General features: G+C 73.2%; 25 protein-coding genes. 12 read left to right on the forward strand and 13 right to left on the reverse strand.

All coding sequences use genetic code 11. From position 1 onward, the window contains the following. Nucleotides 1-54: 54 nt before the first annotated feature. Together ACLBYE_RS15800 and ACLBYE_RS15805 are read right to left on the reverse strand one after the other, a co-directional pair. Nucleotides 55-1,029, reverse strand: coding sequence for a DUF1775 domain-containing protein (locus tag ACLBYE_RS15800; protein ID WP_447694884.1), 975 nt, complete (start codon nt 1,027-1,029; stop codon nt 55-57). Between the two features lie 42 nt (nt 1,030-1,071). Then, complete coding sequence (locus ACLBYE_RS15805) at nt 1,072-1,449, reverse strand: hypothetical protein (protein WP_447694885.1); 378 nt, start codon at nt 1,447-1,449, stop codon at nt 1,072-1,074. Nucleotides 1,450-1,678: 229 nt separating this feature from the next. Here ACLBYE_RS15805 and ACLBYE_RS15810 point away from each other — a divergent pair, with 229 nt between their 5' ends. Together ACLBYE_RS15810 and ACLBYE_RS15815 are read left to right on the forward strand one after the other, a co-directional pair. Beyond that, complete coding sequence (locus tag ACLBYE_RS15810; RefSeq protein ID WP_020090677.1) at nt 1,679-2,977, forward strand: L,D-transpeptidase family protein; 1,299 nt, start codon at nt 1,679-1,681, stop codon at nt 2,975-2,977. A 215-nt stretch (nt 2,978-3,192) separates the two neighbouring features. Then, complete coding sequence (locus ACLBYE_RS15815; protein ID WP_447694886.1) at nt 3,193-4,857, forward strand: calcineurin-like phosphoesterase C-terminal domain-containing protein; 1,665 nt, start codon at nt 3,193-3,195, stop codon at nt 4,855-4,857. 33 nt (nt 4,858-4,890) lie between these two features. On the opposite strand, the gene ACLBYE_RS15820 is transcribed toward ACLBYE_RS15815, so the two are convergent. After that, entirely contained in the window at nt 4,891-5,469 is a 579-nt protein-coding gene (locus tag ACLBYE_RS15820) for a type 1 glutamine amidotransferase domain-containing protein (RefSeq protein ID WP_447694887.1), read from the reverse strand. Nucleotides 5,470-5,635: 166 nt separating this feature from the next. Here ACLBYE_RS15820 and ACLBYE_RS15825 point away from each other — a divergent pair, with 166 nt between their 5' ends. After that, nucleotides 5,636-5,839, forward strand: a complete 204-nt coding sequence (locus ACLBYE_RS15825; protein ID WP_012322267.1) for a hypothetical protein — start codon at nt 5,636-5,638, stop codon at nt 5,837-5,839. 30 nt (nt 5,840-5,869) lie between these two features. On the opposite strand, the gene ACLBYE_RS15830 is transcribed toward ACLBYE_RS15825, so the two are convergent. After that, entirely contained in the window at nt 5,870-6,259 is a 390-nt protein-coding gene (locus ACLBYE_RS15830) for a hypothetical protein (protein WP_447694888.1), read from the reverse strand. 317 nt (nt 6,260-6,576) lie between these two features. On the opposite strand from ACLBYE_RS15830, the gene ACLBYE_RS15835 reads away from it, so the two are divergent. Together ACLBYE_RS15835 and ACLBYE_RS15840 are read left to right on the forward strand one after the other, a co-directional pair. After that, nucleotides 6,577-6,786, forward strand: a complete 210-nt coding sequence (locus ACLBYE_RS15835) for a cold-shock protein (RefSeq protein WP_012322269.1) — start codon at nt 6,577-6,579, stop codon at nt 6,784-6,786. 216 nt (nt 6,787-7,002) lie between these two features. After that, nucleotides 7,003-7,239 (forward strand): AsnC family transcriptional regulator, encoded by a 237-nt coding sequence (locus ACLBYE_RS15840; protein WP_447694889.1) that lies wholly within the window; start codon nt 7,003-7,005, stop codon nt 7,237-7,239. 42 nt (nt 7,240-7,281) lie between these two features. Here ACLBYE_RS15840 and ACLBYE_RS15845 read toward each other — a convergent pair whose 3' ends face one another. Continuing rightward, nucleotides 7,282-8,097, reverse strand: a complete 816-nt coding sequence (locus ACLBYE_RS15845; RefSeq protein ID WP_447694890.1) for an inositol monophosphatase family protein — start codon at nt 8,095-8,097, stop codon at nt 7,282-7,284. 421 nt (nt 8,098-8,518) lie between these two features. On the opposite strand from ACLBYE_RS15845, the gene ACLBYE_RS15850 reads away from it, so the two are divergent. After that, nucleotides 8,519-8,974, forward strand: a complete 456-nt coding sequence (locus ACLBYE_RS15850) for a DUF6101 family protein (RefSeq protein WP_447694891.1) — start codon at nt 8,519-8,521, stop codon at nt 8,972-8,974. A gap of 15 nt (nt 8,975-8,989) precedes the next feature. Here the strand turns inward: ACLBYE_RS15850 and ubiA are convergent, their stop codons facing one another. Together ubiA and ACLBYE_RS15860 are read right to left on the reverse strand one after the other, a co-directional pair. Continuing rightward, entirely contained in the window at nt 8,990-9,937 is a 948-nt protein-coding gene (gene ubiA, locus ACLBYE_RS15855; RefSeq protein ID WP_447694892.1) for a 4-hydroxybenzoate octaprenyltransferase, read from the reverse strand. Nucleotides 9,938-10,025: 88 nt separating this feature from the next. Beyond that, a complete protein-coding gene (locus tag ACLBYE_RS15860; protein ID WP_447694893.1) occupies nt 10,026-10,505 on the reverse strand; it encodes a hypothetical protein in 480 nt (159 codons plus the stop codon). Nucleotides 10,506-10,725: 220 nt separating this feature from the next. Here ACLBYE_RS15860 and ACLBYE_RS15865 point away from each other — a divergent pair, with 220 nt between their 5' ends. The 5 genes from ACLBYE_RS15865 (at nt 10,726) to ACLBYE_RS15885 (ending at nt 14,539) form a co-directional block, all read left to right on the forward strand. After that, the gene (locus ACLBYE_RS15865) at nt 10,726-11,478 is read left to right on the forward strand and encodes a 16S rRNA (uracil(1498)-N(3))-methyltransferase (protein WP_447694894.1); all 753 of its coding nucleotides are present in this window, start codon (nt 10,726-10,728) and stop codon (nt 11,476-11,478) included. Between the two features lie 293 nt (nt 11,479-11,771). Next, a complete protein-coding gene (locus ACLBYE_RS15870; protein ID WP_447694895.1) occupies nt 11,772-13,139 on the forward strand; it encodes a glutamate--cysteine ligase in 1,368 nt (455 codons plus the stop codon). 98 nt (nt 13,140-13,237) lie between these two features. Then, nucleotides 13,238-13,579 carry a hypothetical protein gene (locus ACLBYE_RS15875; RefSeq protein ID WP_447694896.1) on the forward strand — a complete coding sequence of 114 codons (342 nt, stop codon included), beginning with the start codon at nt 13,238-13,240 and terminating at the stop codon, nt 13,577-13,579. A 77-nt stretch (nt 13,580-13,656) separates the two neighbouring features. Further along, nucleotides 13,657-13,926 carry a sulfurtransferase TusA family protein gene (locus ACLBYE_RS15880; protein ID WP_447694897.1) on the forward strand — a complete coding sequence of 90 codons (270 nt, stop codon included), beginning with the start codon at nt 13,657-13,659 and terminating at the stop codon, nt 13,924-13,926. Between the two features lie 37 nt (nt 13,927-13,963). Then, the gene (locus tag ACLBYE_RS15885; RefSeq protein WP_026604542.1) at nt 13,964-14,539 is read left to right on the forward strand and encodes an NUDIX domain-containing protein; all 576 of its coding nucleotides are present in this window, start codon (nt 13,964-13,966) and stop codon (nt 14,537-14,539) included. A 2-nt stretch (nt 14,540-14,541) separates the two neighbouring features. Here ACLBYE_RS15885 and ACLBYE_RS15890 read toward each other — a convergent pair whose 3' ends face one another. The 6 genes from ACLBYE_RS15890 to ACLBYE_RS15915 form a co-directional block, all read right to left on the reverse strand. Further along, nucleotides 14,542-15,405 carry a WecB/TagA/CpsF family glycosyltransferase gene (locus ACLBYE_RS15890; protein ID WP_447694898.1) on the reverse strand — a complete coding sequence of 288 codons (864 nt, stop codon included), beginning with the start codon at nt 15,403-15,405 and terminating at the stop codon, nt 14,542-14,544. Further along, nucleotides 15,398-16,873, reverse strand: a complete 1,476-nt coding sequence (locus tag ACLBYE_RS15895; protein ID WP_020090661.1) for a GumC family protein — start codon at nt 16,871-16,873, stop codon at nt 15,398-15,400. Before ACLBYE_RS15895 ends, ACLBYE_RS15890 begins: the two co-directional genes overlap by 8 nt. 280 nt (nt 16,874-17,153) lie before the next feature. Then, complete coding sequence (locus ACLBYE_RS15900; protein ID WP_447694899.1) at nt 17,154-18,281, reverse strand: glycosyltransferase; 1,128 nt, start codon at nt 18,279-18,281, stop codon at nt 17,154-17,156. Further along, the gene (locus ACLBYE_RS15905) at nt 18,278-20,257 is read right to left on the reverse strand and encodes a glycosyltransferase (protein ID WP_447694900.1); all 1,980 of its coding nucleotides are present in this window, start codon (nt 20,255-20,257) and stop codon (nt 18,278-18,280) included. Before ACLBYE_RS15905 ends, ACLBYE_RS15900 begins: the two co-directional genes overlap by 4 nt. A gap of 86 nt (nt 20,258-20,343) precedes the next feature. Then, nucleotides 20,344-21,390 carry a selenide, water dikinase SelD gene (selD, locus tag ACLBYE_RS15910; protein ID WP_447694901.1) on the reverse strand — a complete coding sequence of 349 codons (1,047 nt, stop codon included), beginning with the start codon at nt 21,388-21,390 and terminating at the stop codon, nt 20,344-20,346. A 128-nt stretch (nt 21,391-21,518) separates the two neighbouring features. Continuing rightward, a complete protein-coding gene (locus ACLBYE_RS15915; RefSeq protein ID WP_447694902.1) occupies nt 21,519-22,238 on the reverse strand; it encodes a cytochrome c biogenesis CcdA family protein in 720 nt (239 codons plus the stop codon). A gap of 196 nt (nt 22,239-22,434) precedes the next feature. On the opposite strand from ACLBYE_RS15915, the gene ACLBYE_RS15920 reads away from it, so the two are divergent. After that, nucleotides 22,435-22,944: a hypothetical protein gene (locus tag ACLBYE_RS15920; protein ID WP_056531711.1), complete on the forward strand. Its 510-nt coding sequence runs from the start codon at nt 22,435-22,437 to the stop codon at nt 22,942-22,944. Nucleotides 22,945-22,960: the final 16 nt, after the last annotated feature.

Genomic DNA, 22,960 nt, shown 5'->3' on the forward strand with positions numbered 1-22,960 from the left:
GGACCTGCCCGCGCCCCGGCTGCGCCCGGGGGGCCGAAGCTCCGTCCCGGGCGGCTAGTGCTGGTGCTGGTGCTGGCCGCCCGGCGCGCCCGCGCCGATCGGCGCCACCGTGAAGGTCACCGGCACGGCGCCGGCGCGCTGGAAGGTGAGCGTCCCGGCGACCGTCTCGCCCGCCTTCGGCGCGCCGGTCAGGTCCTCGAACATCAGGTGATAGCCGCCGGGCTTCAGCTCCACGGTCTCGCCGGGCTTGATGGTCAGGCCGTTCGTGACCGGCGCCATCTTCATGACGCCGCCCTCCATCGACATGGAGTGGATGTCGCTGCTCTTGGCGAACGGCACCGTGGCGCCCGTGAGCGTGTCCGGCGCGCTCCCCGTGTTGGTGATGCGCACGTACCCGCCGGCGACCTTGGCGCCGTTCGGCGTGGCGCGCAGCCACGGCGTCTCGATCGTCAGGTCACCGGCCTTCACGGTCGTCGCGGCCGCGGCCGTCCCCGCGGCCGGCGCGCCGCCCGTCTGCGCGACCTGGACGATCCGGAAGGACGGCGCGGCCGCCTTCAGGTCGTGGGCGTCCTGACCAGCCTTGGGGATCTCCGACCAGGAATAGCTGCCCTCCGCGCAATCCTGCTGGACCGGGACGTAGACGGTCGCGCCGGGCTCGAACGTGCCGGCGACCTGCGCCAGGAAGGTGAACTCGTCGACCTGATCGTCCGGCAGGGAGCCGCCGCTCCACGTGATCGCGGTCACGCCCTCCGAGGCCGTGCCGTGGTGGGTCGCGTAGGTCTTGGCGTAGGGACCGCGCGTCGTCGCGAGGGTCCAGCCGGGCTTCGGCATCGGCTTGGCGCCGATCAGGCCCTCCGGGATGGTGACGCTCACGCGGGTCGTCGGCTTGCCGTTGCAGCCGTGCATGATCTGGACGACGCCGCGATACGAGGCGCCGGGGGAGGCCTGCTTGCGTTCCAGCACCGCGTGGGCCTGCGCCGCGGAGGCGAGCAGCCCGAGGCCGAGGGCGGCCGAGACAAGGGTCTTCATGGGAATACATCCGTCCTGAGGGATCCGAGAGGTGGTGATCGCTCAGGCGGTCGGCGGCCCCCTCGGGGACGCGATGGTGCCGGGCGGCGCGCGGGCGCCGACGCTCCCGGTGCGGGGCCAGGCCGGCCGCAGGTCAGCGGTCGCGGCCCATCGGAGACCGACGGACGAGGGGCGCGGCGGGAGCGCCGGGCCGGTGGCCTGGGCCGCCGTGCAGCAATCGCCGTGGTCGTGGGGGACGGGCGCGCCCGGTGGAGCGGACGCGTCGGCATGCTGCGCGCAGAGTCCGTCGGTCGCCGCCGGCACCGGCATTAGGCCGCCGAGAAAGGCCTGGAGCAGCAGGGCGTAGAGCGCCAGCAGGGCGACGACGGCCCGCAGGGCCGGCCCGACACGTCGATCCGAAAGGGCCTCGCCCGAATCCATGCTGCTCCTGCGCGCCGTCCGAACCGGACCGCTATGGCATCCCTGCCACACCGGCGCGACGATGGCTGTTGCCAGGGTGCCGCAGCGGGACGCCGCGTGCGCTGGCGCACGGCGATGCCACATTCCGGCCCCTTCGATAGGGAGTCTTAACGCCATCCCGACACCGTGGCGCCCGAGACAATCCGCTCCCGTCACGACCTGACGAACCCCGGACCAGAGCCAGCGACCGATGCGCAAGAAGGCACAAAACCGGTTCCCCGCGATCCTCGGCGTCGCCGCCCTCGGCGCGCTCGGCATCGGCGGCGCCCAAGCCCGCGATCAGGGCAACTACGCCCAGGCCGAGTGGGCGCAGGACTACGCCTCACCCGCCGGCATGCAGGTGCAGCGCGAGACGGTGCCGATCCTCTCGCCCCAGACCGTGACGTCCACCGAGCAGATGGTGGAGCGCTACAAGGACATCGTCGCCCGCGGTGGCTGGCGGCAGGTCTCCGGCGCCGACCACCTGCGGATCGGCTCGCGCGGCCCGGCCGTGGCGGCCATCCGCCAGCGCCTGATCGTCACCGGCGACCTCGATCCGGCCGCGGGCGGCTCGGGCGTGTACGATTCGTACGTCGCCGCGGGCGTGAAGCGGTTCCAGGCCCGGCACGGCCTCAGCCAGACCGGCGCGATGACGATGGCCACCCAGCAGGCCATGAACGTGCCCGCCGACGTGCGCCTGCGCCAGCTCGAGATCAACGTCGTGCGCCTGCGCTCCTACTCGGGCGACCTCGGCCGGCGCTTCGTGATCACCAACATCCCGGCCGCCCTCGTCGAGACGGTCGAGAACGGTCAGGTCGTCACGCTCCACGCCGCCGGCGTGGGCAAGATCGACCGCCAGTCGCCGATCATGAACACCAAGGCGACGCAGATCAATTTCAACCCGACCTGGACGGTCCCGGCTTCCATCGTGAAGAAGGACCTGATCCCGAAGATGCAGAAGGATCCGAACTACCTCACGGACAACAAGATCCGGATCCTGTCGAACGGCTCCGAGGTCTCGCCGAAGTCGGTGAACTGGTTCTCGGACGAGGGCACCCGCTACACCTACCGGCAGGATTCGGGCGCCGACTTCAACTCGATGGGCATCGTCCGCATCAACATCCCGAACCCCTACGGTGTGTTCATGCACGACACGAACACCAAGGGCGTGTTCGGCGACGATTTCCGCTTCATCTCTTCGGGCTGCGTGCGCGTGCAGAACGTGCGCGAGTACATCACGTGGCTGCTGAAGGACACGCCCGGCTGGGACCGCCAGAAGGTCGAGGAGGCGATCGAGAGCGGCAAGCGCATCGACGCCAACATCTCGCAGCCGGTGCCGGTCTACTGGACCTACATCACCGCCTGGTCGACCCCGGACGGCATCGTCCAGTTCCGCGACGACATCTACAAGCGCGACGGCGTGAACGTGCCCTCGACGATCGGCGCGCCGACCCCGGTCGCCAGCGCCGAGCCGATGCCGCAGACCTTCGAGCCCGGCGACGAGGAGTAGTCGGATCCGCGGGCGCCGACCGCTCCCGGCGACGCCCGTCCGTCGAACCCGATCCGAGGCCCGCACCTCTGCCGAGGCGCGGGCCTCGCGCGTTCGGGGCCGCGCCTGTCATCCGGAGGTCAAACGCGTCTGGTTGGCCCCGGAGGCAGCGTCCCGGATGCCGGTTGCCGGCCTCCCGCGGGACGCCGCGCCGCGAAGCCGTGCAGGAGCCATCGATGTCGCGCGACACCCAGCCCGGAGGCCTGACCCGCCGGAGCACCATGGCGGGGGCCGCCGCCCTCGGCCTCGTCGCGGGCCGGGCCGGCGCGCAGGAGGCCGCCGAGGCCACCGAGGCCACCGGGATCGTCTCCGCGCGCGACGCGGCCGGCGGGGAGCCGGTCCCGCTGCCGGGCGTGCTGGTGTCCAACGGTCGCGAGATCGCGCGGACCGACGCGCGAGGCCGCTACCGCCTGCCGATGCCGGGCGACGGCGCGGTCTTCGTCATCAAGCCGCCGGGCTACGCCCTGCCGCGCGACGCCGACAACGTGCCGCGCCACTCCTACATCCACCAGCCCGGCGGTACGCCCGCCGAGCTGGGCCTGCGCTACCGCGGGCTCGCGCCCACCGGCCCGCTCCCGACCTCGATCGACTTCACCCTGACCCGCGCGGACGAGCCGGACGACTTCGACGTCGTGCTGTTCACCGATCCCCAGCCCGAGAGCCGGTTCGAACTCGATCACGTGCGCGACACCGCGGTCGCCCGCGCCATGGCGATCCCGGCCGCTTTCGGCCTGACCACCGGCGACGTGCTGTTCGACGATCTCTCGCTCTACGGCCGGTCCAACCGGATCGTCGGGCAGATCGGCCTGCCCTGGTACAGCCTGCCGGGCAACCACGACCTCAACATGCAGGCGCCGGACGCGCGCTACAGCCGCGAGACCTGGAAGCGGGTGTTCGGCGCGCCGACCTACGCGTTCCGGCACGGCCGGGTGTGGTTCGTGATGCTCGACAACGTCGAGTGGCTCGGGCCGCCCGTGCCGGTGGGCGCCAACACCTACCGGGGCCGGATCGGCGACCGCGGCCTGGCCTTCCTGCGCAACCTCCTGGCCGAGATCCCGCGGGACGACCTGATCGTGCTGGCCATGCACATCCCCCTGCACACCGACACCGGTCCCGAAGAGCCCCGCACCCACACCACCGACCGCGCCGCGCTCCTCGACCTTCTCGCCGGCCGCAAGGTGCTGAGCCTCGCCGGCCACACCCACACGACCGAGCACCACTACCTCGCCGACGGCCATCACCATCACGTGCTCACCGCCGTGTCGGGCTCGTGGTGGAGCGGTCCCGACACCCGCACGGGCATCCCCTCGGCCGACAGCCGCGACGGCACGCCGAACGGGTTCCACGTCCTGTCGATCCGCGGCACCGACTACACGACGCGCTACGTCGCCGCGCAGGGGCAGCCGGACGAGACCATGCGGATCCTGTTCGAGAGCGAGCTGCGGGCCGGCGCGCCCGAGGTTGTGCGCTTGACCCGGCCCGTGCAGGGGCTCCGGCCGCCGGTGCCGCAGGACGCGCTCGCCGACACGACCCTGGTGGTGAACGTGTTCGACGGCGGCCCGCGCACGCGCCTCGCGTTCTGGGTCGGGGACGCGCCGCCCCGGCCGATGGCGCGCATCCGCCGCCCCGACCCGTTCGTCGCCGAGCTCTACGAGCGCTACCCGGAGACGAAGAAGAGCTGGGTGAAGGCGGTGCCCTCGACCCATATCTGGACGGCGCGGCTCCCGGACGACCTCGCCCCCGGCGCCCACCGGGTCACCGTGGAGGGCGCGGACGAGTACGGCCGCCCGATCCGCGGCTGCACGGTGCTGGAGGTCACCGGCGAGCGCGGCCGCGGCTGAGCGCGGGCGCCGGTCGTCCGGCGCCCGCGCGGATCACGCCGCCAGCTGGCGGGCGCCGTGGCCGCCCTCCTGGATCTCCTCGACGATCTTCGCGCAGAAGGCGTCGAGGTCGCCCGGGTTGCGGCTCGTGACGATGCCGTGGTCGGTCACGACGTCCTTGTCGTGCCAGCGGCCGCCGGCATTGATCACGTCGGTCCGGATCGAGCCGAACGAGGTCAGGTCGCGGCCCTTGGCCGCGCCGGTCTCGATCAGAAGCCACGGGGCGTGGCAGATCGCGGCAACGACCTTGCCGGAGGTCAGGAAGCTCCTGATCAGGGCGAGGGCCTCGGGCTCGAGCCGGAGCTTGTCCGGGTTGATCTGGCCGCCCGGGAGGACGAGGGCGTCGTAGGCTGCCGGGTCGACCTGCTCCAGGTCGGTGTCGACCGCGACCTCTCGGCCCCAGTCGGTCTTGTCCCAGCCGCGGATCGTGCCCTTCCTCTGGCGGGATTGCGGGGCGGCGACGGTGACCGCGGCGCCGGCCTCGGCCAGCTTGGCCTGCGGGACGGTCAGCTCGGTCTCCTCGAAGCCGTCGGTGGCGAGGATCAGGATCTTGGCTTGGCGGATGTCGGGCATGGCGGGTCTCCGGCTGGGGGGTCTGCCCGGCTAACGGAGGGTCGTCCCGCCCGTTCCCGCGGCCCTCGGCCGCCCGGCCGCGTCCGGAAGCGGGCGCCGGACCAGTGATCGGAACCCCCGGGAAGGCGGCCCGTTGGTCCCCATCCCAACCACCAGGAGTCGCGTCATGGCCAATCCCGGCCTTCCCGAGCCCACGCCCGGCGACCTGCCGCCGCCCCCGCCGACGCCCGAAGAGGAGCCCGATATCGGCCCGACCGGCCCGCGCACGCCCTATCCGGTGAACGATCCGGGGATCGGCGAACCCGGCGGTCCGGGCTCCGAGCCGGACATCTTCCCCGGCACGCCGACGGATCCCGGCACGCGCATGTGACGGCGCCCGCGACGGCGGTGCGCCGGGCCGTCAGTGACCGCCGTGCGAGGTCCGCACGTCGCGCGGGGCATTGAGGATCTCGGAGAGGCTCGTCACGACGTGGCGGGCCTCTTCGTCCGTCAGGCGGAGCTGGAACGGCGGCAGAGCGCCGGCCTGCAGGGCGACCACCGCCTGGCCCTCGTCGTCGGTGCCGACCTCGATGGCCGACGACGTCACGTCGAGCATGGCGACCTCCTCGTCGCCCATCTCGTCGGGCATGTCGGGCTCGTCGGTATCGTCGATTGCCGTGAGGAGTTGCCCGACGGCGCGCACCAGCGCCCGGGCGGCGCGGGCATCCATCACCACCGCCGTCGCCTGATCGTCCTTCTGGAAGGAGAGCTGGATGTTCGCACCGTCCAGCGAGACCGAGATGCCTGCCATGTATCGTCCAGAGCCACGCGCCTTAACTGCTTGAGCGCATTCCGTATATGCATCGTGAATGCCCGGAATCACAGGGGGCGGTGCCGCTCGGCCCCCTCCCGATCCCGGCCTGCGACGCAGATGATACGCCGCCCATGCCTTGTTGCGGCCGCAGCCTGCGCCTAAATACGTCCTCGGGGGGCTTATCCACCGAGGCTGACGCTGTTCAAGGTTCAGCGACTCGCGCCCCGCCGCACTGGCCAAATCCAGAAAGACCGTGGTGCATCACGCGGCCCTCGTGCCGCGCGGATGGCCTATGGACGAACGAGGTACACTACGTGAATACCGGCACTGTGAAGTGGTTCAATGAGACCAAGGGCTACGGTTTCATCCAGCCCGACGACGGCGGCAAGGACGTGTTCGTGCACATCTCGGCCGTCGAGCGCGCCGGGATGCGCAACCTGATCGAAGGCCAGCGGATCGCTTACGAGATCCTCACGGACAAGCGCAGCGGCAAGGACGCCGCCGGCAACCTGCAGGCGGCCTGACCGTCGCGGGTTCCGAGGCGCCTCCCGCGCCCTCACTGCGCCGAAGTGTGCAACTGAGGATTGCGGGTGGCGCATGAAGCGGCCGCCGGACGCGGTTCCCCCTTCCGACGCTGCCTGCCCGGGCGAGACTGCCCGGGTTCCGGTCGCGTCGGAGGCAATATCCCAGAAACGACGCCGGGCGCAGCCAACGTCCGGTCCAGAAAAGAAAAGACAGTGATGTTATTCGAGTACACACGGCGCCGCGGCGTCCGTTCCCCCGTCACCGATGCCCCGACCTTCCGGGTCGGCAAGCTGGCGCGGGCCAAGACCGCGGATCAGACCGGGGCCGATCTCAGCGACCTGATCGACCGGTCCTACAACTACCATTCCCCGCGTGAACTGCACTGGCATCTCGCCGAGCGTCTCGGGTTCGCGCCCGCCGCGGTGAAGATCCGCGAGACCGCGGCGGCCTGAGGTCGTTCGCCGCTCGCCGCGGACACGTCCGGGGCCTCGGCCTCAGCGGTCCCAGGCGGCGAGCACCGGGTCGCGCAGACCCACCGGCGCGGCGAGCAACTCGCCGTGCACCGGGTCGGCGCGATTGTACGGCGTCGCCGCCCCGGAGAAATCGCAGACCACGCCGCCCGCCTCGCGCAGTACGAGGTCGGCGGCGGCCAGGTCCCAGTCGCGGGCATGCCCGGAGATCATCCCGATATCGACCGTCCCGTCCGCCACGCGGGCGAGCCTCAGGGCGAGGGACGGGATCCGCGCGATCACCTCGAAATCCGGTTCCGCTCCGGCGCCCCGCGCCAAGCGGTCGAGCATCGGCTTCGGGCCGGTGACGCGGGCGCCGGGCAGGCTCTGCCTGGTATCGACGCGGATCGGTTCGCCATTCCGCGTCGCGCCGCGCCCGCGCACGGCCTCGTAATCCGCGTCGCCCACCGGCGCGTGGACGAAGCCGATCAGCGGCTCGCCGCCCGACAGGAGCGCCACCGCGATCGACCAGTCCGGATGGCCCGACAGGAACGCCCGCGTCCCGTCGATCGGATCGACGATCCACACGAGGTCGTGGCCGAGGCGCGCCGGGTCGTCGGCGGTCTCCTCCGACAGCCACGCCGCCCGCGGCACGAGGGCGCTCAGACGCACCTTCAGGAAGGCATCGACCGCGACGTCCGCCTCGGTCACCGGCGAGCCGCCGGCCTTCGACCAGATGCGGGCCGAGGTCTGCCCGCCGAGCCTGAAGAACGGCCGCGCGATGTCGGCGGCCTCGCGCATCACGGCGCGCAGCTCCGGCATCAGGGCGGATACGGCATCGTCGGTGAGAGGCTCTGGCATCGCGCTCCGCGTGGAATCCGTGCGGCCCGCGAGGGCCCCGCCGGCCCGCCCGTCCGGCGGCGCGGACGTCCGGGCCCGCTTGGGCTCACCCGGTCGGGCTGAGAAGACCCGGCGCGGAGGATCGCGCGCCCGGTCGCCCCGTTGTACGGCGGCGTCCGCAGCGCCACAAGGATGCTGGTTGATCGATCGATAACGACCGATCTGCGCAAGGAAACGTTGAGCATTCAAGGAAGCATTGAGCATTCCGCAAATGACAGCGCTGTCCAGATTCGCTTAACGACGGCTCTTAAGCGGTGCGGAGGAGTTCGGGTGCGATTTTGCTTGGCATAACGGACGGCCCGACAGGGGTCGCCACTTGCTCCAGGGACTCGGACCGATGAACACTTCCCCGGCCACGGACAAAAGCCACGCAGGACACCCGATGCACGGTGCCGACACCGCGCCCCGCTTCGTCGCTTCGCCGCTTCCGGTGATCGGCTGCACCCCCGGCGCGCGCCGGGCCGTCGGGATCGCGCTCGCCTACGCCACCGAGGACGCGGAGATCGTGGGCGCCGACCGCTTCAGCCTGATCCTCGTCGACGCCGAAGGCGATGTGCTGCAGCGCCTCGGCAGCTTCGAGGAGGACGACGTGGTCGCCTTGTGGCGCGACATCGCGGCGCGGGCGGGCCTCGTGCGGATGATCGTCCGGGAGGACGGCCTCCTCGTCCCGGTCTCCCAGCAGATCGGCCGGCTGATTCTCGGTCAGGTCCGCATCCGTCGCCGCCACGCCGGTCTCGGCCGCCGTCGCCCGCGCTTCCTGGCCCGCCGCAAGACCGGTCGTCTGCCCGCGCGCCCGCAGATCTTCCGCGGCGAGAACGAGATCATCGCCCGCACCTGAGGGCGCCGACGGCGCCTAGAACAGGTTGCGCAGCAGCGCGTCGGCGGTGAGGCCGACGAACAGGATCAGGCCCGCATCCCGGTTCGACCGGAACAGCGTGAGAGCCCCGCGCCCGTCGCGCTCGCGCAGCGACAGGACCTGCCAGGCGAGGTGCCCGGCGAAGGCGGCGACCCCCAGATACCCGACGAGCCCCGCTCCGGCCCCGCGCGCGGCCAGCACCACGAACAGAGCGGCCAGGGCGTAGCAGAGCCCGACGGCGAGCCGCACGTGCCGGCCGAACAGGCGGGCCGAGGAGCGGATCCCAGCGATCTCGTCGTCCTCGATATCCTGCACCGCGTAGATCGTGTCGTAGCCGATCACCCAGCACAGGGCGCCCGCGTAGAGCAGGAGCGCCGGCGGATCGAGGCGGGCGAACACGGCGGCCCAGCCCATCAGAGCCCCCCAGGCGAAGGCCAGTCCCAGGATCGCCTGCGGCAGCGGCATGACCCGCTTCATGAACGGGTAGATCGCCACCGGCAGCAGCGAGCAGAGACCGATGATCACCGCCTCCGCGTTGAACTGCAGCAGGACGGACAGCCCGATCAGGGCCTGGATCACCAGGAACAGGGCGGCGTGGCGCGGCCTCACCTGGCCCGAGGGCAGGGGGCGCAGGCGCGTGCGCTCGACCTGCGCGTCGAGGTCGCGGTCGGCGATGTCGTTGTAGGTCGAGCCCGCCCCGCGCATCGCCACCGCGCCGATCAGGAAGAGCAGGCAGTGCCAGGGGTCGGGAAAGGCCTGGTCCGCGGCGATCGCCGCCAGGGCGGCCGACCACCAGCAGGGCAGGAGAAGGAGCCACCAGCCGATCGGCCGGTCGATCCGGGCCAGGCGCAGGTAGGGGCGCCAGGGCCGCGGCGCCCGCCGGTCGACCCAGTGCCCGGAGACCGCGTCGGCCGGCCGCCCGTCGTCAAACACCGTGCCGTTCATCGGTCGGATCTCCGGTCGTCCCGCACGTGAATCCCCCGCCGCTGCCGAGGGGGGACCCGCGCCGGATCCGCGATCCTCTCAGACGATCTCAGAGCGCGCCCTGCGGCAGCTTGAAGCTTCCGGTCAAGCCCGGGCCGCCGAGCAGCCCGCCGCCGCCGCCGCCCGCCTGGGCCTGCGCCTGGGCGCGGGCCTGCGCCTCCATCTTGGTCGCCTGGGCGGCGACGCTGCAGATCTTGGTGCGGATGCCGCTGACCTTCAGGTGGTCGGCCTTGAAGCCCTCGGCGAAGGAATCGGGGATCGAGCACCATTCCTTGTTGGCGGCGATCCACTTGATGCCCTCGGCACCGTTGGACTGGAGCTTCCCGAACAGGGCGCAGGCCTCCTGCGGGGTCATCTTCTTCTTGGACTGCGACGCCGCGTTGGCGCGGCCCACCAGGGCCTTGCGCTCGGCCAGGGTCTTCTGGATGGCGCCGCATTCCGGTGCCGCGCTCTGCGCGAACGCCGCCGTGCCGAACAGGACGGTGCCGACCAGCACCGCCGCCCCCAGCTTCAGACTCCCCTTCGCCATTCCGCGACTCCCTCGACGCCCCTGCCGAATCCGCGAGCGGCCGGCTCTCTTCCGTTCCGTTGGGTTCGCCATAGGATTGTGGCGTCATTCGAGCGGCAAACCGGCTGCGCCATGCACCGGTGGACTGGCTGCCGAAAACCGGGGCTCGTAACCATTCGGCAACACTTTCGGTCGCGGCCCCCGCGTTGACAGGCCCGCCGGCCCGCGCGACCACGCCGCCATGCCGGCCTATGACTTCACCGCTCCGCGCCTCCACGTCGCGGCCGATCTCGCGGCGGGGGTGATTCTGCCCCTCGACCGAGCCCAGGCCAACTACCTGCTCAACGTGCTGCGCCGGGGGCCGGACGATCCGGTCCTGGTCTTCAACGGCCGCCACGGCGAGTGGCGCGCCCATCTGGTCCAGACCGGGCGCAAGGGCGCCGACCTGCACGTCGCCGCGCGGACGCGTCCGCAGCCCGCGCGCGCCGACCTTCACTACCTGTTCGCCCCACTGAAGAGCGCGCGCCTCGACTATCTCGCGCAGAAGGCGGTCGAGATGGGGGCCGGGACGATCCGACCGGTCATCACCCGGTTCACGCAGGGCGACCGCGTGAACATGGACCGGCTGCGGGCCAACGCGGTCGAGGCCGCCGAGCAGTGCGGGATCCTGGCGATTCCCGATTGTCCGGAGCCCGAGCGCCTGCCCGCCGCGCTCGCGGGCCTCGCGCCCGGGCGGCTCCTCGTGTTCTGCGACGAGGACGCGCCCGTGCGCGACCCGGTCGCGGCCCTGCGGGCGGCCGGCGACCCGCTGGCGCCCCCTCCGCTCGCCGTGCTGGTCGGTCCCGAAGGCGGCTTCTCGGAGGAGGAGCGGGCGCTGATCCGGGCGCGGCCGAACACCGTGGCGCTCTCCCTGGGGCCGCGCATCCTGCGGGCCGACACCGCCGCCGTCGCCGTGCTGACCCTGGTGCAGGCGGTGCTCGGCGACGCGCGCTGACGCGCGCCGCCCCGATCCATGTGTGCCCGCGCACATGGAAGGACCGCGCCGGTCGATTGTTTCCCCGGATCAGACGTGAAGCGGCGCGCCGGTCGAGACCGCCGCGTTGTGGGTTCACGGCGGCTCGATTATGTCCCGGATCGGACGCCGCCTGCGCCGCGTGCTCATCGGGGTCGGGGGCGGGTGTCCGCCCGGATCCCGCTCGCGAGAGCGGGTTTGTACCGGGTGGATCCGCCGGAGCAGTCCGGCGCGCCCGTTCCCAGGCACACGTCAGACGCACGGGCAGGCAGCGCATGGCGCGCGACAGCAACGACACCACGCCGCTCACCACGCGCGCCGAACTGATCGAATGGTTCGCGGCGGGCGAGAAGCCGCGCGCGCGCTTCGCGATCGGCACCGAGCACGAGAAGATCCCGTTCTATCGGGAGACGCGGGCGCCGGTCCCCTACGAGGGGGACCGCGGCATCCGGGCGCTCCTGGAGGGACTCGCCCGCGAGACCGGCTGGGAGCCGATCCTCGATCTCGGCAACATCATCGGCCTGTCGGCGGAAGCGGGCGGCGCGATCTCGATCGAGCCCGGCGGCCAGTTCGAGCTGTCCGGCGCGGCGCTTCCCGACGTGCACGCCACGGCCGCGGAACTCGCCACGCACCTCGCCGCGGCGAAGCGGGTGGCCGATCCCCTGGGCATCGGCTTCCTGACGCTGGGCATGAGCCCGAAATGGCGCCGGGACGAGACCCCGGTCATGCCCAAGAGCCGCTACCGGATCATGGCTGGCTACATGCCGAAGGTCGGGTCCCTCGGTCTCGACATGATGCTGCGCACCGCCACCGTGCAGGTGAATCTCGACTTCGCCTCCGAGGCCGACATGGTGCGCAAGATGCGCGCGTCCCTGGCGCTGCAGCCGGTCGCGACCGCGCTCTTCGCCAACTCGCCCTTCACCGACGGCCGGCCGAACGGCTTCCTGTCGCGCCGCTCCGAGATCTGGCGCGACACGGATCCCCACCGGACCGGAATGCTGCCCTTCGCCTTCGACGCGGGGTTCGGCTACGAGGCCTATGTCGACTGGCTGCTCGACATGCCGATGTACTTCGTCAAGCGGGGCGACACCTACCACGACGTGTCGGGCGCCTCGTTCCGCGACCTGATGGCCGGCAAGCTCCCGCAGCTGCCCGGCGAGTTCGCCACGGTCTCGGACTGGGCCAACCACGCCTCCACGGCCTTCCCCGAGGTGCGGCTCAAGCGCTTCCTGGAGATGCGCGGCGCCGATGTCGGCGGCCCCGGCATGATCGCCGCCCAGGCCGCCTTCTGGACCGGTCTCCTCTACGACGACTCGGCCCTCGACGCGGCCCTCGACCTCGTGAAGGGGTGGAGCCTCGCCAACCGCGAGGCCGCGCGCGCCACGGCGCCGCGCCTGGGGCTCGCGACGCCGGTGGCCAACACCACGCTCGGGGCCGTCGCCGCCGAGGCCCTGGCGATCGCCCGGGCGGGCCTCCGGGCCCGGGGCCGCCGCGACGCCGAGGGCCGGGACGAGGTGATCTACCTGCAGCCGCTCGAGGCCGTCGTCGCGGCCGGGCGGACGCGGGCCGAGGATCTCCTCGCCGACTACGAGGGTCGCTGGGGCGCCTGCGTGCGTCCGGCCTTCACGGAATGCGTCTTCTAGCACCCGGTTGAGCGGCCCACGCCGCCCGCGCGAATCGCCGTTGGAACGTGCTAATAGAACGTTCTGACAGAGAGTGACGCCCGGAGAGAGGCCGCATCATGATCCGCATCATCGCCGTCATCCTCACCGGGATGGCCTCCGTGCCGGCGGCCGTGAGCACGGCGCGGGCGGCCGATCTGGCGCGATTGGAGGGGGCCGGGCCGGCCCCGGGGCGCTGGCATCACGGGGCCGGCGGCCGGATCGCCGGCACCGTGGCCGCGCGGGGGCGGCTGCAGTACAGCTATTACGGCGAGTACGGCTATCCCGCGCCGTTCGGCTACGGCTACGCCTACGCGCCGGTCCCGAGCCGCGGCTTCGAGTACGGCTACAACGGTCCCCGCTATGTCTGGACCGCGCCGGACAGCTACTCCGGACCCGCCTTCGGCTATCACGCGTGGTGACGGCACCGCTGGCGCCGGGCCGCCGCGGTGCCTAAGACCGCCGGGCCGGCATCCGCGCCGGCTCGGGAGCTTCCGGCTTGCGGGACGAGGATCCGGACTGCGTCGACCTCGACCTGAGCGGGCTGAAATGCCCGCTCCCGGTCCTGCGCACCCGCAAGGCGCTGCGCGGCCTCGCCCCGGGCCGGACGCTGGTGGTGACCTGCACCGACCCCCTGGCCGCCCTCGACATCCCCAACCTCGTGCGCGAGGAGGGCGCCCGCCTCGACGCCGCCGAGCGCCTCGAGGGGCCGCCCGCGGGGCGCCTGCGCTTCCGCATCACCGTGTCCGCAAGGCCGCCGCATTCCTGAACGATCGGTCGGGCTCCAGGAGCGGGGCGAGATCGGAATGGCACCACGGATCGGGGGCGTGCGCCTCGTACATGACGGCTGGGCGCGCTACCTCGTCGCCGAGGTGATGCAGGAGGACGGGAGCCGCATCACCCGGGAGATGGAGGATCACGGCCGGGCGGTCGCGGTGCTCCCCTACGATCCGGAGCGGCGGGTCGCCACGCTCGTCTCGCAGTTCCGGGCGCCGGTGCTCTACTCGGGCGGGCCGCCGAGCCACATCGAGGTGCCGGCCGGGCTCCTCGACGAGGGCGCCTCCGAGGACGAGGCGCGGCGCGAGGCGATGGAGGAGACGGGCCTGCGCCTCAGCGCCCTCGACTTCGTCGCCAGCGCCTGGTCGATGCCGGGGATCTCCACGGAGCGGATGGACCTGTTCCTCGCCGCCTACGGCGAGGCCGACCGGACCGGAACCGGCGGCGGTCTCGCCGCCGAGGGCGAGGCCGTGGCGGTCCACGAGATCCCGTTGCCGGAACTGGCCGCCATGGGCCGCCGCGGCGCGATCACCGACATGAAGTCGCTGACGCTGCTCTTCGCGCTCCAATTGCGGCGGCCGGACCTGTTCGCGGAGCGGCGCTGAGGTCAGCCGGCGCGCCGCCGGAACTGGTCGCGCGCGGCGAGGCCGATGAAGCGCCACGACTTGATGAAGTAGCGCCGGAACAGCCGGCGCGGCGCCTGCAGGAACCGGTAGATCCACTCGAGGCCGAGGCGCTGCATCAGCCGCGGGGCGCGCGGCAGGAACCCGGCGGCGACGTTGAGGGCGTCGCCGACGCAGAAGACCACCGGCTCGCCGAGCGTCGGGCCGTGGCGGTCCACCCAGATCTCCGATTTGGGCGCGCCGACGCCCATCACCAGCAGCGTCGTCCCGTGGGCGCGGATTCGCTCCGCGAGGGCGCGGCTGTAGGCCGCGTCGTGCTCGAAGCCGAAGGGCGGCACGGCGCTCGCCACGGCGCCTAGGGGAAGGCCCGCCGCCTGCAGCCGGGTCGCCAGCGCGTCCGCCGCGTCCTGTCGGGCGGAGACGAAGAAGACCCGCCGCGCGAAGGCCGGCGGGTCGGCCAGCACGCAGCCCAGGAGATCGTGGCCTGTGATCCGGTGCACGGGCTGGCCGCACGTCTTCCGGGCCAGCCAGACCAGCGGCATCCCGTCGAGGGTCCGGGCCGCGGCGCGCGCGTAGGCCTCGCGGAACGGCGCGTTCTCGCTGAGCTGGACGATGTGATCGACGTTCGCCGTCACGATCATGCGCGGGCGGCCGTCACGCCGGGCCGCGACGTCGGCCACGAGGGTCGCGGCGGGACCGGTGTGAAACCGGTAGCCGAAGAGTTCGACGGTCGCGCCCGTCTGCGGCGATCCGGACGCCGCGGGGGCCGGGGCGCTCACCGTGTGTGCCTCCCCGAGGACCGGATCCATAGCGCCCAGGTAGAGGCTGATCTCGCCGATGTCACGCATCGGCGGCCCGGAAGCTCGCGGCCGGCCGGGTGGCGGCGCGCAGGCTGCGGCGACGGTCGCTGTCGGCGCCGAGCAGCAGGGCGATGCCGCCGCCGAGCAGCAGGCCGAGGACCAGCGCCACCGGCAGGACGATCTTCGGCGAGGGCGGGAAGGTCCGCTGGCGCGCCGGCACCGCGGCCGAGATGATCCGGACGTTGGTGGTGTTGAGCCGCTCCTGCTCGCTCGCCTCGCGGGCGCGCTTCAGATAGGCCTCGTAGATGCCGCGGCGGGCGTCGAGGGTCCGCTCCAGCTCGCGCAGGCCGACATAGGCCCGGTCGCTGGACGCGGTCTCGTTCTTCACCCGGTCGAGATTGGCCCGGATCGCCGCCTCGCTCGCGGCGGCGCGGTCGTAATCCTTCTGGGTCGTCTCGATGATCCGCTCCTTCTCGCGCTGGATCAGGCGCTGCAGGTCGCGCTGCTGGGCGTACTGCTCGGCCATGGCCGGGTGGCGCTCGCCGAGGCGGGTGGCGAGCTCCGCGGTGTTGCGGGACAGCGTGGCGTATTGCTGCCGCAGGGCCTGCATCTCCAGGCTCTGCAGCATCTCCGGCAGTGCGGTGCTGGGATCCGACGACCGCATCCGGCGCGCCTGATCGAGGCGCGACTTGGCCTCCGCGGTCTTGATGGAGGCGGTGACGAGCTGCTGGTTCAGGTCGCCGAGCTGCTGGTCGGTGAGCAGGCGGCCGCTGGCGGCCACGAGCTTGTGATCCTCGCGGTAGCGCACCACGGCGCTCTCGGCCTGCTCGACGTCGCGCTTGAGGCTGTTGAGCCGCCCCGCCAGGGCGTCGGAGGCGCGCCGCGCGGTCTCGGTCCGGGCCGCGGCCTCCTCGGCGAAGTAGGCGTCGCCGACGGCGTTGGCGATGCGGGCGGCCTTCTCGGGATCGCGCGACTGAACGGAGACGTCGATCACGAAGGTCCGCTCGGCCCGCCGGACAGTGAGCCGGTTCTGCAGCGTGTCGAGGGCCGTGAAGACCGGGTCGCGGCTCGCCGGCGGGGGCAGCATGCCCAGCGCGCCCTTGATCCAGGTGAGGGTCGGGTTGTTGCCGTCCGGCAGGACGAACTCGTCGTCCTGGTCGAGGTGGAGCTTGGCGATCACCCGGCGCAGGACGCTGTCGGACTGGATCACCCGCACCTGGCTCTCGGCGATCGACACGCCGCTGTCGGCCTGGGGCTGGCGCGCGTTCACGTCGTTCTCGACGACGCGCAGGTCGCTCGGATCCACCAAGATCTGGATGCTCGACGTGTAGCGGGGCGGGATCAGGCCGAGGAGCGCCACCGCGACGGCGACCATGAACAGGCCACCCAGCACGATGAAGCCGCTGCCGCGCCACAGCCGCCGCAGGATCACGCGGCCGTCCGTCGGCGGCGCGACCTGCGGCAGCACCATCCGCACGGGCCGTTCGCCGCTCATCCGCGTCGAGAAGTCGAACATACGCCTCGCTCCCTGACCTGCCTCGGCGGAGACCGCCGCCCGTCACCCGCCCCGTCGCCCGTTCCCTTTCTGACCAGCTCCGTGCCGATCTGGAACAGGCGCCCGCCCGAGGCGCTGCCTTCTTCGGGAGCCCAGCAATCAACATACCGGACCAGTAGTGTCGCCCCGATGTGGCACTTGCTTCAGGAAGCTGGCAGATATCGCTTACAGATGCAGTCCTAACTGTCACGACAATCGGGGGTGAAAAGTTCCCGATTTGTTGGGGACTACGCAGCCCGCTTCAGGCGGCGCCCGCGTGTGCGACAATTGACTCCAGCGCATCGTAGGCCGCGGGATCGCCGGCCAGGAAGCGCCGGAAGCGCGCGCCGTCCTCGGCCGCGAGTGCGTTCCAGCGCGCGACGTTGGCCCGACTCATTCCGGCGGCGCGGGCCAGGACGCCGTCGCGGATCCAGCCGGCGAGGGCGCCCGCGGCCGCGTCGGGCTCCTCCGGCCGGATCAGCAGGGCCGACGCCCCCAGGACCTCCCGGAACACCGGGTCGTCCGGCGCCAACACCGGCAGGCCGCCGTGCTGCACCTCCAGCAGCGGCAGGCCGAGCCCCTCCGCCTTGGAGGTGGAGACCAGCAGGTGGCACGACCCCGCGAGGGCGCGCAGCTCGGCGTCGGCGAGGTACCCGTGGCGGTGCAGGAACGGCGGCGGTGCCTCCAGGAAGGCGTGCTGCCCCCAGCCGATCCGGCCGACGAGGTGGAGCTCCGCCGGGATGCCGGCGCGGATCAAAGCCGCCGTCAGCGCGAGGGTCGCCGGATAGTTCTTGCGCGGCTCGATGGTGCCGATGGCCAGGATGCGCAGCGGCCGGCCCGGCGCGTAGGCCGCCGGTCCCGGCAGGTCCGCGAGCCCGAAGGCGTCGCGGACGGGGGGCCGCAGCAGGGCGACGCGGGCGCGCGGGGCGCAGAGCGCGCGCACGTCCGCCCCGGTGGTGCGGCTGTTGACGAACAGGTTCGGGCACCAGCGCAGGGCCAGGGCGAAGCTGGGGCTCATGTAGAGCCGGCTGCGCAGGCTCAGATCCTCCGTCCGCGTGAGCAGGAAGGTGTCGTGGACGTAGAGCAGGCAGCGCGACGCCGCGACGGCGCAGAGCGGCCCGGGCGGGAAGCCCGGGAACAGGAACAGGGCGTCCCGATCCATCAGCGCCCGCGCCGGCAGGCCGAGCTGCTGCGCGGCGATCATGCCGGGCAGGGAGCCCGCGGTCACCGGCCGCACCGCGTGCGGGGCGAGCCGGTCCGGGGCGAACAGGTCGAGGGTGACCCGCTCGATCCCCGTCACGTGGGCGCGCAGATGGGTCTGATCGAGGTAGATCCGCCGCCGAGTCGGCGCCGCCCGCGGGCCGCCCGCCGTGTCGCCGCGGGCCGTCACGGCCGGCTCCGGCGCAGCGCGCCGGCGAGGTAGAGGCACCGGCGCACGAGGAGCGGCATCCGACGCCCGAAGACCATCTGCTTGGCCCGGCGCAGCCGGCGCACGAGCGGGCGCGAGACCGCCGGAACGGTGCCGGCCGCGCCCGCCCGCAGGGCCGCCGCGAAGGGGAAGTGCCCGAGCATCCCGGGGGCGAAGCGCGGGACCGTCGGGGCGCTCGGCAGACCGTGACGCCGGAAGACCGCGTCCAGCGACAGCGCGGAGGCGGCCGGGCTGTAGCGGCTCTCCAGGGCGATGCGCGCGAAAGCGCCGAGCCGCGCCCGCGCCTCGCGGTCGCCGACCAGCGCGGCCAACGCCTCGGCGAGGGCGCCCGGCCGAACCGGCACGAGGCGGCCCGACACGCCGTCGATCACGGCTGAGGTCAGGCCGGAGGTGCGGTAGGCGAGCGTCGGCACCCCGCACAGGCCGGCCTCGATGGGCGTCTGCCCGAGGGTCTCGTGACGGCTGGCGGTGACGTGGAGGTCGCAGGCCCCGTACCACGCGGCCAGGAGCGCCTCGTCGGCGATGAGGCCGGGCGCGTACAGGTTCGCGACGCCGAGCCGGGCCGGGTCGTCGAGCCGGCCGATCGCCACCACGCCGACGCCCGGCCCCGCCACGGCCTGGAGCGCGGCCCTGAGGTCGGCGAAACCCTTGTCGGGCCCGTCGACGATGACCGAGGACACGAGGATAAGGACGTCGTCGGCCGGCAGGCCGAGCGTGCCGCGCAGCGCCGCGCGATCGCCGGGGCGGAACACAGCGGTCGGGAAGGCCAGCCGCACGGGCTCGATCACGCTGCCGGGCGGTGCTAGTTCGCGTGCCCGCGCCAGCGTCCAGTCGGAATTGGCCAGCAGCCAGGGCGCGGAGGAGCGCGTCGAGGATCCGGATGCGGCGCCGGCGAGCACCGCGCGCTTGCGCTCGTGCATCCCGGCGATTCGGCCGGGCGCCAGCTCCGGGTACTCGTCCGGGCCGGGGCAGGCGGCGTCGCAGCCGGACGCGGCGCGCCCGCAGTCGCGGGGGTGGGCGCACCGGCCCGTCAGGGGGAAGAGGTCGTGCAGCACGAGGCCGACCGGACCGCGCCGCGCCAGGCGGCCGACCACGTCGAGGCTGCGGGTGGCGCCGTGCAGGTTGCCGGCGAGGACGAGATCGGGGGCGGCCGCCGCGATCACGGCCTCCGCCCGCGGGAAGTCGTCGCTCCACTCGGCGGCCTCCGGGCGGCCGCTCAGCGTCACCTCCGCGACCCGGTGGCCCGCCAGCGTCAGCGCCTCGGCGAGGCGGCGCTGAGCCACGCCCGCGCCCCCGCGGGTGCCGGTCCCGGTCAGCGACACGATCGACAGGCCGGCGGCGGGCGCGGGCGGCGGCGCGTCGAGCCTGTGGAGCAGGACCGGGCGGCCGATCAGGCGCCGGCAATTCTCGGGGATCGCCGACCACGCGGAGGCGGCGTCGAGCGTCCCGTCGGCGTCGAGGATCGCGTGGGCCGCGAGGGCGTCCCGCCGCCAGAGGATCCCGCCGTCCGCGACTCCGGGGCCGTCGAGGCCGCGGACGGCGTCGTCGAACAGGACGCGCAGCCCCGCCACCGCGTCGGCGCCCGTGAGCGCGGCCTCCAGCGCCAGGGCGGTCAGGGCGCCCGGGGCGAGCAGGTCGCCGGCGCGGAGCCAGAGCAGGTGCTCCGGATCGGGAGCCGCCAGGATGCGCGCCGCCCCGGCGCGGCCGGCCGCCGGGTCGAGGAGGTCGTGCCGCAGTTCCGGGTAGCCCTGGCGCAGGACCGACGCGACGGTCTCGCCCAGGGCGGCATCCGCGCCGGCCACCGTGACGACGCGGATCCGCGGCCACGGATGCCCGTCGGGCAGCGACGCGGGCCGGGCCGGAACGCCGGCGCTGCGCCCGAACGGCCAGCCGGCGACGCCGTGGGCGGGCGGTGACATGTCTGCGGCGTCGGTCACGGCGGCTCTGGCGACGGCTCGGGTCTCGTGCGGGGCGGCAGAGTGGACGGGAAGGTTGAAGATTGCCTCTCGGGGCGGGCGGCCCTTCAGGCCGCCACGCGGATCCGCGCCGGGCCAGCGTCGATCCGGCCGATCCGGGCCGCCGCCGGGTAGCCGGCCGCCCGGATGCGCGCCAGGATCGCGTCGGCCCGGTCGGCCGAGCAGGTCACCAGCAGCCCGCCCGAGGTCTGCGGATCGGTCAGGAGGTGGCGGCGCCACTCGGGGAAGTCGGCCGGCAGGTCCACCGCCTCGCCGAACGCCGCCCAGTTGCGGTGCGAGGCGCCGGTGACGGCGCCGGCGCGCGCCAGCGCCTCCGCCTGGGGCAGGAGGGGGAGGGCGTCGGCCTCGAGGGCGAGGGTGAGGCCGGCGCCGCGGGCGATCTCGAGGCCGTGCCCCAGGATGCCGAATCCGGTCACGTCGGTGAGGGCGTGCACGGCGGGTTCGGCGGCGAGGTCGGTCCCGATCCGGTTGAGCAGCGTCGTGGTCGCGATGAAGTCGCGGTATCCGGCCTCGTCGAGAATCGCCCGCTTGATCGCCGCCGAGTAGACCCCGACCCCGAGGGCCTTGGTGAGCAGGACGGCGTCGCCGGCCACCGCGTCGGCGTTGCGCCGCACCGCCTCGCGGCGGCAGGTCCCGATCACCGCGAGACCGTAGATCGGCTCGGGCGCGTCGATCGAGTGACCGCCCGCCACCGGGATGCCGGCCGCGGCGCATTGCTCCGCGCCGCCGCGCAGGATCCGCGCGACCACCTCGGGGTCGATCTTGCCGAGCGGCATCCCGAGGATCGCCAGCGCGAAGAGCGGGCGACCGCCCATGGCGTAGACGTCCGAGATGGCGTTCGTCGCGGCGATCCGGCCGAAATCGACCGGGTCGTCCACCATCGGGGTGAAGAAGTCCGTGGTGGCGATGAGGCAGGTGCCGTCCTCCAGCTCCCAAACCGCCGCGTCGTCCGCGGTCTCGTTGCCGACGAGGAGCCGCTCGAACGGGCCCGCCGTCGGCTGCTGGGCGAGGAGCTGGCGCAGGGTGGCCGGGTCGAGCTTGCAGCCGCAGCCGCCGCCGTGGGCGAGACTGGTCAGGCGGGGGGCATCGCTCATGGCCGAACTCCGTTCCGGATAACCTGGACGCTTCGCGGGGTCTTCGCCGGGTCTTCGCCGGGTCTTCGCCGGGTCTTCGCCGGGTCTTCGCCGGGTCTTCGCCGGGTCTTCGCCGGGTCTTCGCGGAGTCAGTAGCGCGTCGTCACCGCGTTGAGCCAGTCCGGCGAGGCCGCGACGGCCGCGGCCTCGACCCGCTTGTCGAGGCCCGTGAGCACCAGCAGGCCGAGCACGACCATGACGGCGCCGAGCGCGGCCTTCGCGGCCCGGCCGGCCGCGGCGAGGCCGCCGCGCCAGCGCAGCAGCGCCTCGCGGGAGACGAGGCCCAGGAGCATCAGCGGGGCCGCGGCGCCGATCCCGAAGGCCAGCATGGTCAGGGCGACGCCCCCGAGATGCTCGCCCCGCGCCGCCATGAGCGAGGCCGCCCCCAGGGTCGGTCCCACGCAGGGGCTCCAGGCCGCGCCGAGCAGCAGGCCCACGGCGAATTGGCCGGGCAATCCCCCGGAGCCGACGCCGCCGAAGCGGTCTTCCGCCCAGGCGCCGACCGGGCCGGCCGCCGTCGCGACCCGGGCCTGGAGCCGCGGCAGCATCAGCACGACGCCCAGGAGCACGAGGAGCATCGCGCCGGCGCGCCGGAACACGTCGCCGTCGAGCCCGATGGTGAAGCCGATCGTCGCGACGAACAGCCCGATGGCCGTGAAGGCGACGGCGAGGCCGGCCGCCAGAGCCACCGGACCCAGGCGATGCTCGGCCGCCGCCGTGCCGAGCACGATGGGGATCAGCGGCAGCACGCAGGGCGAGAGCACCGAGAGCAGGCCGGCCAGGAACGCGAACCCCACCGTTCCCAGCATGCCCCGTGCCCTCCCGCTGGCGCCTCGCCCGACGAGGCTTCGACCCTCGCGCGCAGGCCGTCAACGCGCCAGGCGGACGCGGGCCGGCGGGAACAACGCGGCCGCGCGCCGCTTTCGGCGGCAGTCCGGCGGCGTTGCCGGGCGAGGCGCCGAGGAAGGCGCCGAGGAAGGCGATGAGGCGAGGCGGAGCGGACCGGTGACCATCTTCTTCACGGGCGACACGCATTTCGGCGATCCGCGGGCGCTGCGCTTCGACCACCGGCCCTACCCGGATCTCGAGGCCCACGATGCCGGCCTGATCGCGGCCTGGAACGCGACCGTCGCGCCCGGCGACACGGTCTGGCACCTCGGCGATTTCGCCCTCGGCCCGAGCGGGGACCGGATCCGCGCGATCCTCGCCGGACTGAACGGCGAGAAGCACCTGATCGCCGGCAACAACGACGGGCCGGACACGCTCACGGCGCCCGGCTGGGCGTCGGTCCGGCACTACGCGGAGCTCGCCGTCGAGGGCCGGATGGTGGTCCTCTGCCACTACGCGTTCCGCACGTGGAACGGCATGAGCCGGGGAGCGCTGAACCTCCACGGCCACAGCCACGGGAAGCTCAAGCCGATGCCGAAGCAGTACGATGTCGGCGTCGATCCGATGGGTGCGGCCCCCGTGCCACTCTCCGCAATCCTGACCTCCCGACTGCGCCGGAAGCGGTGATCCGGGGCGGAACTTT

This window comes from Methylobacterium sp. A52T, assembly GCF_053346095.1.

Bases quoted from the DNA above. Each gene is read 5' to 3' on its own strand.
- ACLBYE_RS15815 (WP_447694886.1), top strand. From the start codon at position 3,193: ATGTCGCGCGACACCCAGCCCGGAGGCCTGACCCGCCGGAGCACCATG.
- ACLBYE_RS15890 (WP_447694898.1), bottom strand. From the start codon at position 15,405: ATGCGTGACATCGGCGAGATCAGCCTCTACCTGGGCGCTATGGATCCG.
- ACLBYE_RS15875 (WP_447694896.1), top strand. From the start codon at position 13,238: ATGATCCGCATCATCGCCGTCATCCTCACCGGGATGGCCTCCGTGCCG.
- ACLBYE_RS15850 (WP_447694891.1), top strand. From the start codon at position 8,519: ATGCACGGTGCCGACACCGCGCCCCGCTTCGTCGCTTCGCCGCTTCCG.
- ACLBYE_RS15845 (WP_447694890.1), bottom strand. From the start codon at position 8,097: ATGCCAGAGCCTCTCACCGACGATGCCGTATCCGCCCTGATGCCGGAG.
- ACLBYE_RS15895 (WP_020090661.1), bottom strand. From the start codon at position 16,873: ATGTTCGACTTCTCGACGCGGATGAGCGGCGAACGGCCCGTGCGGATG.
- ACLBYE_RS15805 (WP_447694885.1), bottom strand. From the start codon at position 1,449: ATGGATTCGGGCGAGGCCCTTTCGGATCGACGTGTCGGGCCGGCCCTG.
- ACLBYE_RS15885 (WP_026604542.1), top strand. From the start codon at position 13,964: ATGGCACCACGGATCGGGGGCGTGCGCCTCGTACATGACGGCTGGGCG.
- ACLBYE_RS15830 (WP_447694888.1), bottom strand. From the start codon at position 6,259: ATGGCAGGCATCTCGGTCTCGCTGGACGGTGCGAACATCCAGCTCTCC.
- ACLBYE_RS15825 (WP_012322267.1), top strand. From the start codon at position 5,636: ATGGCCAATCCCGGCCTTCCCGAGCCCACGCCCGGCGACCTGCCGCCG.
- ACLBYE_RS15865 (WP_447694894.1), top strand. From the start codon at position 10,726: ATGCCGGCCTATGACTTCACCGCTCCGCGCCTCCACGTCGCGGCCGAT.
- ACLBYE_RS15800 (WP_447694884.1), bottom strand. From the start codon at position 1,029: ATGAAGACCCTTGTCTCGGCCGCCCTCGGCCTCGGGCTGCTCGCCTCC.
- selD (WP_447694901.1), bottom strand. From the start codon at position 21,390: ATGAGCGATGCCCCCCGCCTGACCAGTCTCGCCCACGGCGGCGGCTGC.
- ACLBYE_RS15860 (WP_447694893.1), bottom strand. From the start codon at position 10,505: ATGGCGAAGGGGAGTCTGAAGCTGGGGGCGGCGGTGCTGGTCGGCACC.
- ACLBYE_RS15915 (WP_447694902.1), bottom strand. From the start codon at position 22,238: ATGCTGGGAACGGTGGGGTTCGCGTTCCTGGCCGGCCTGCTCTCGGTG.
- ACLBYE_RS15820 (WP_447694887.1), bottom strand. From the start codon at position 5,469: ATGCCCGACATCCGCCAAGCCAAGATCCTGATCCTCGCCACCGACGGC.
- ACLBYE_RS15870 (WP_447694895.1), top strand. From the start codon at position 11,772: ATGGCGCGCGACAGCAACGACACCACGCCGCTCACCACGCGCGCCGAA.
- ACLBYE_RS15840 (WP_447694889.1), top strand. From the start codon at position 7,003: ATGTTATTCGAGTACACACGGCGCCGCGGCGTCCGTTCCCCCGTCACC.
- ACLBYE_RS15810 (WP_020090677.1), top strand. From the start codon at position 1,679: ATGCGCAAGAAGGCACAAAACCGGTTCCCCGCGATCCTCGGCGTCGCC.
- ubiA (WP_447694892.1), bottom strand. From the start codon at position 9,937: ATGAACGGCACGGTGTTTGACGACGGGCGGCCGGCCGACGCGGTCTCC.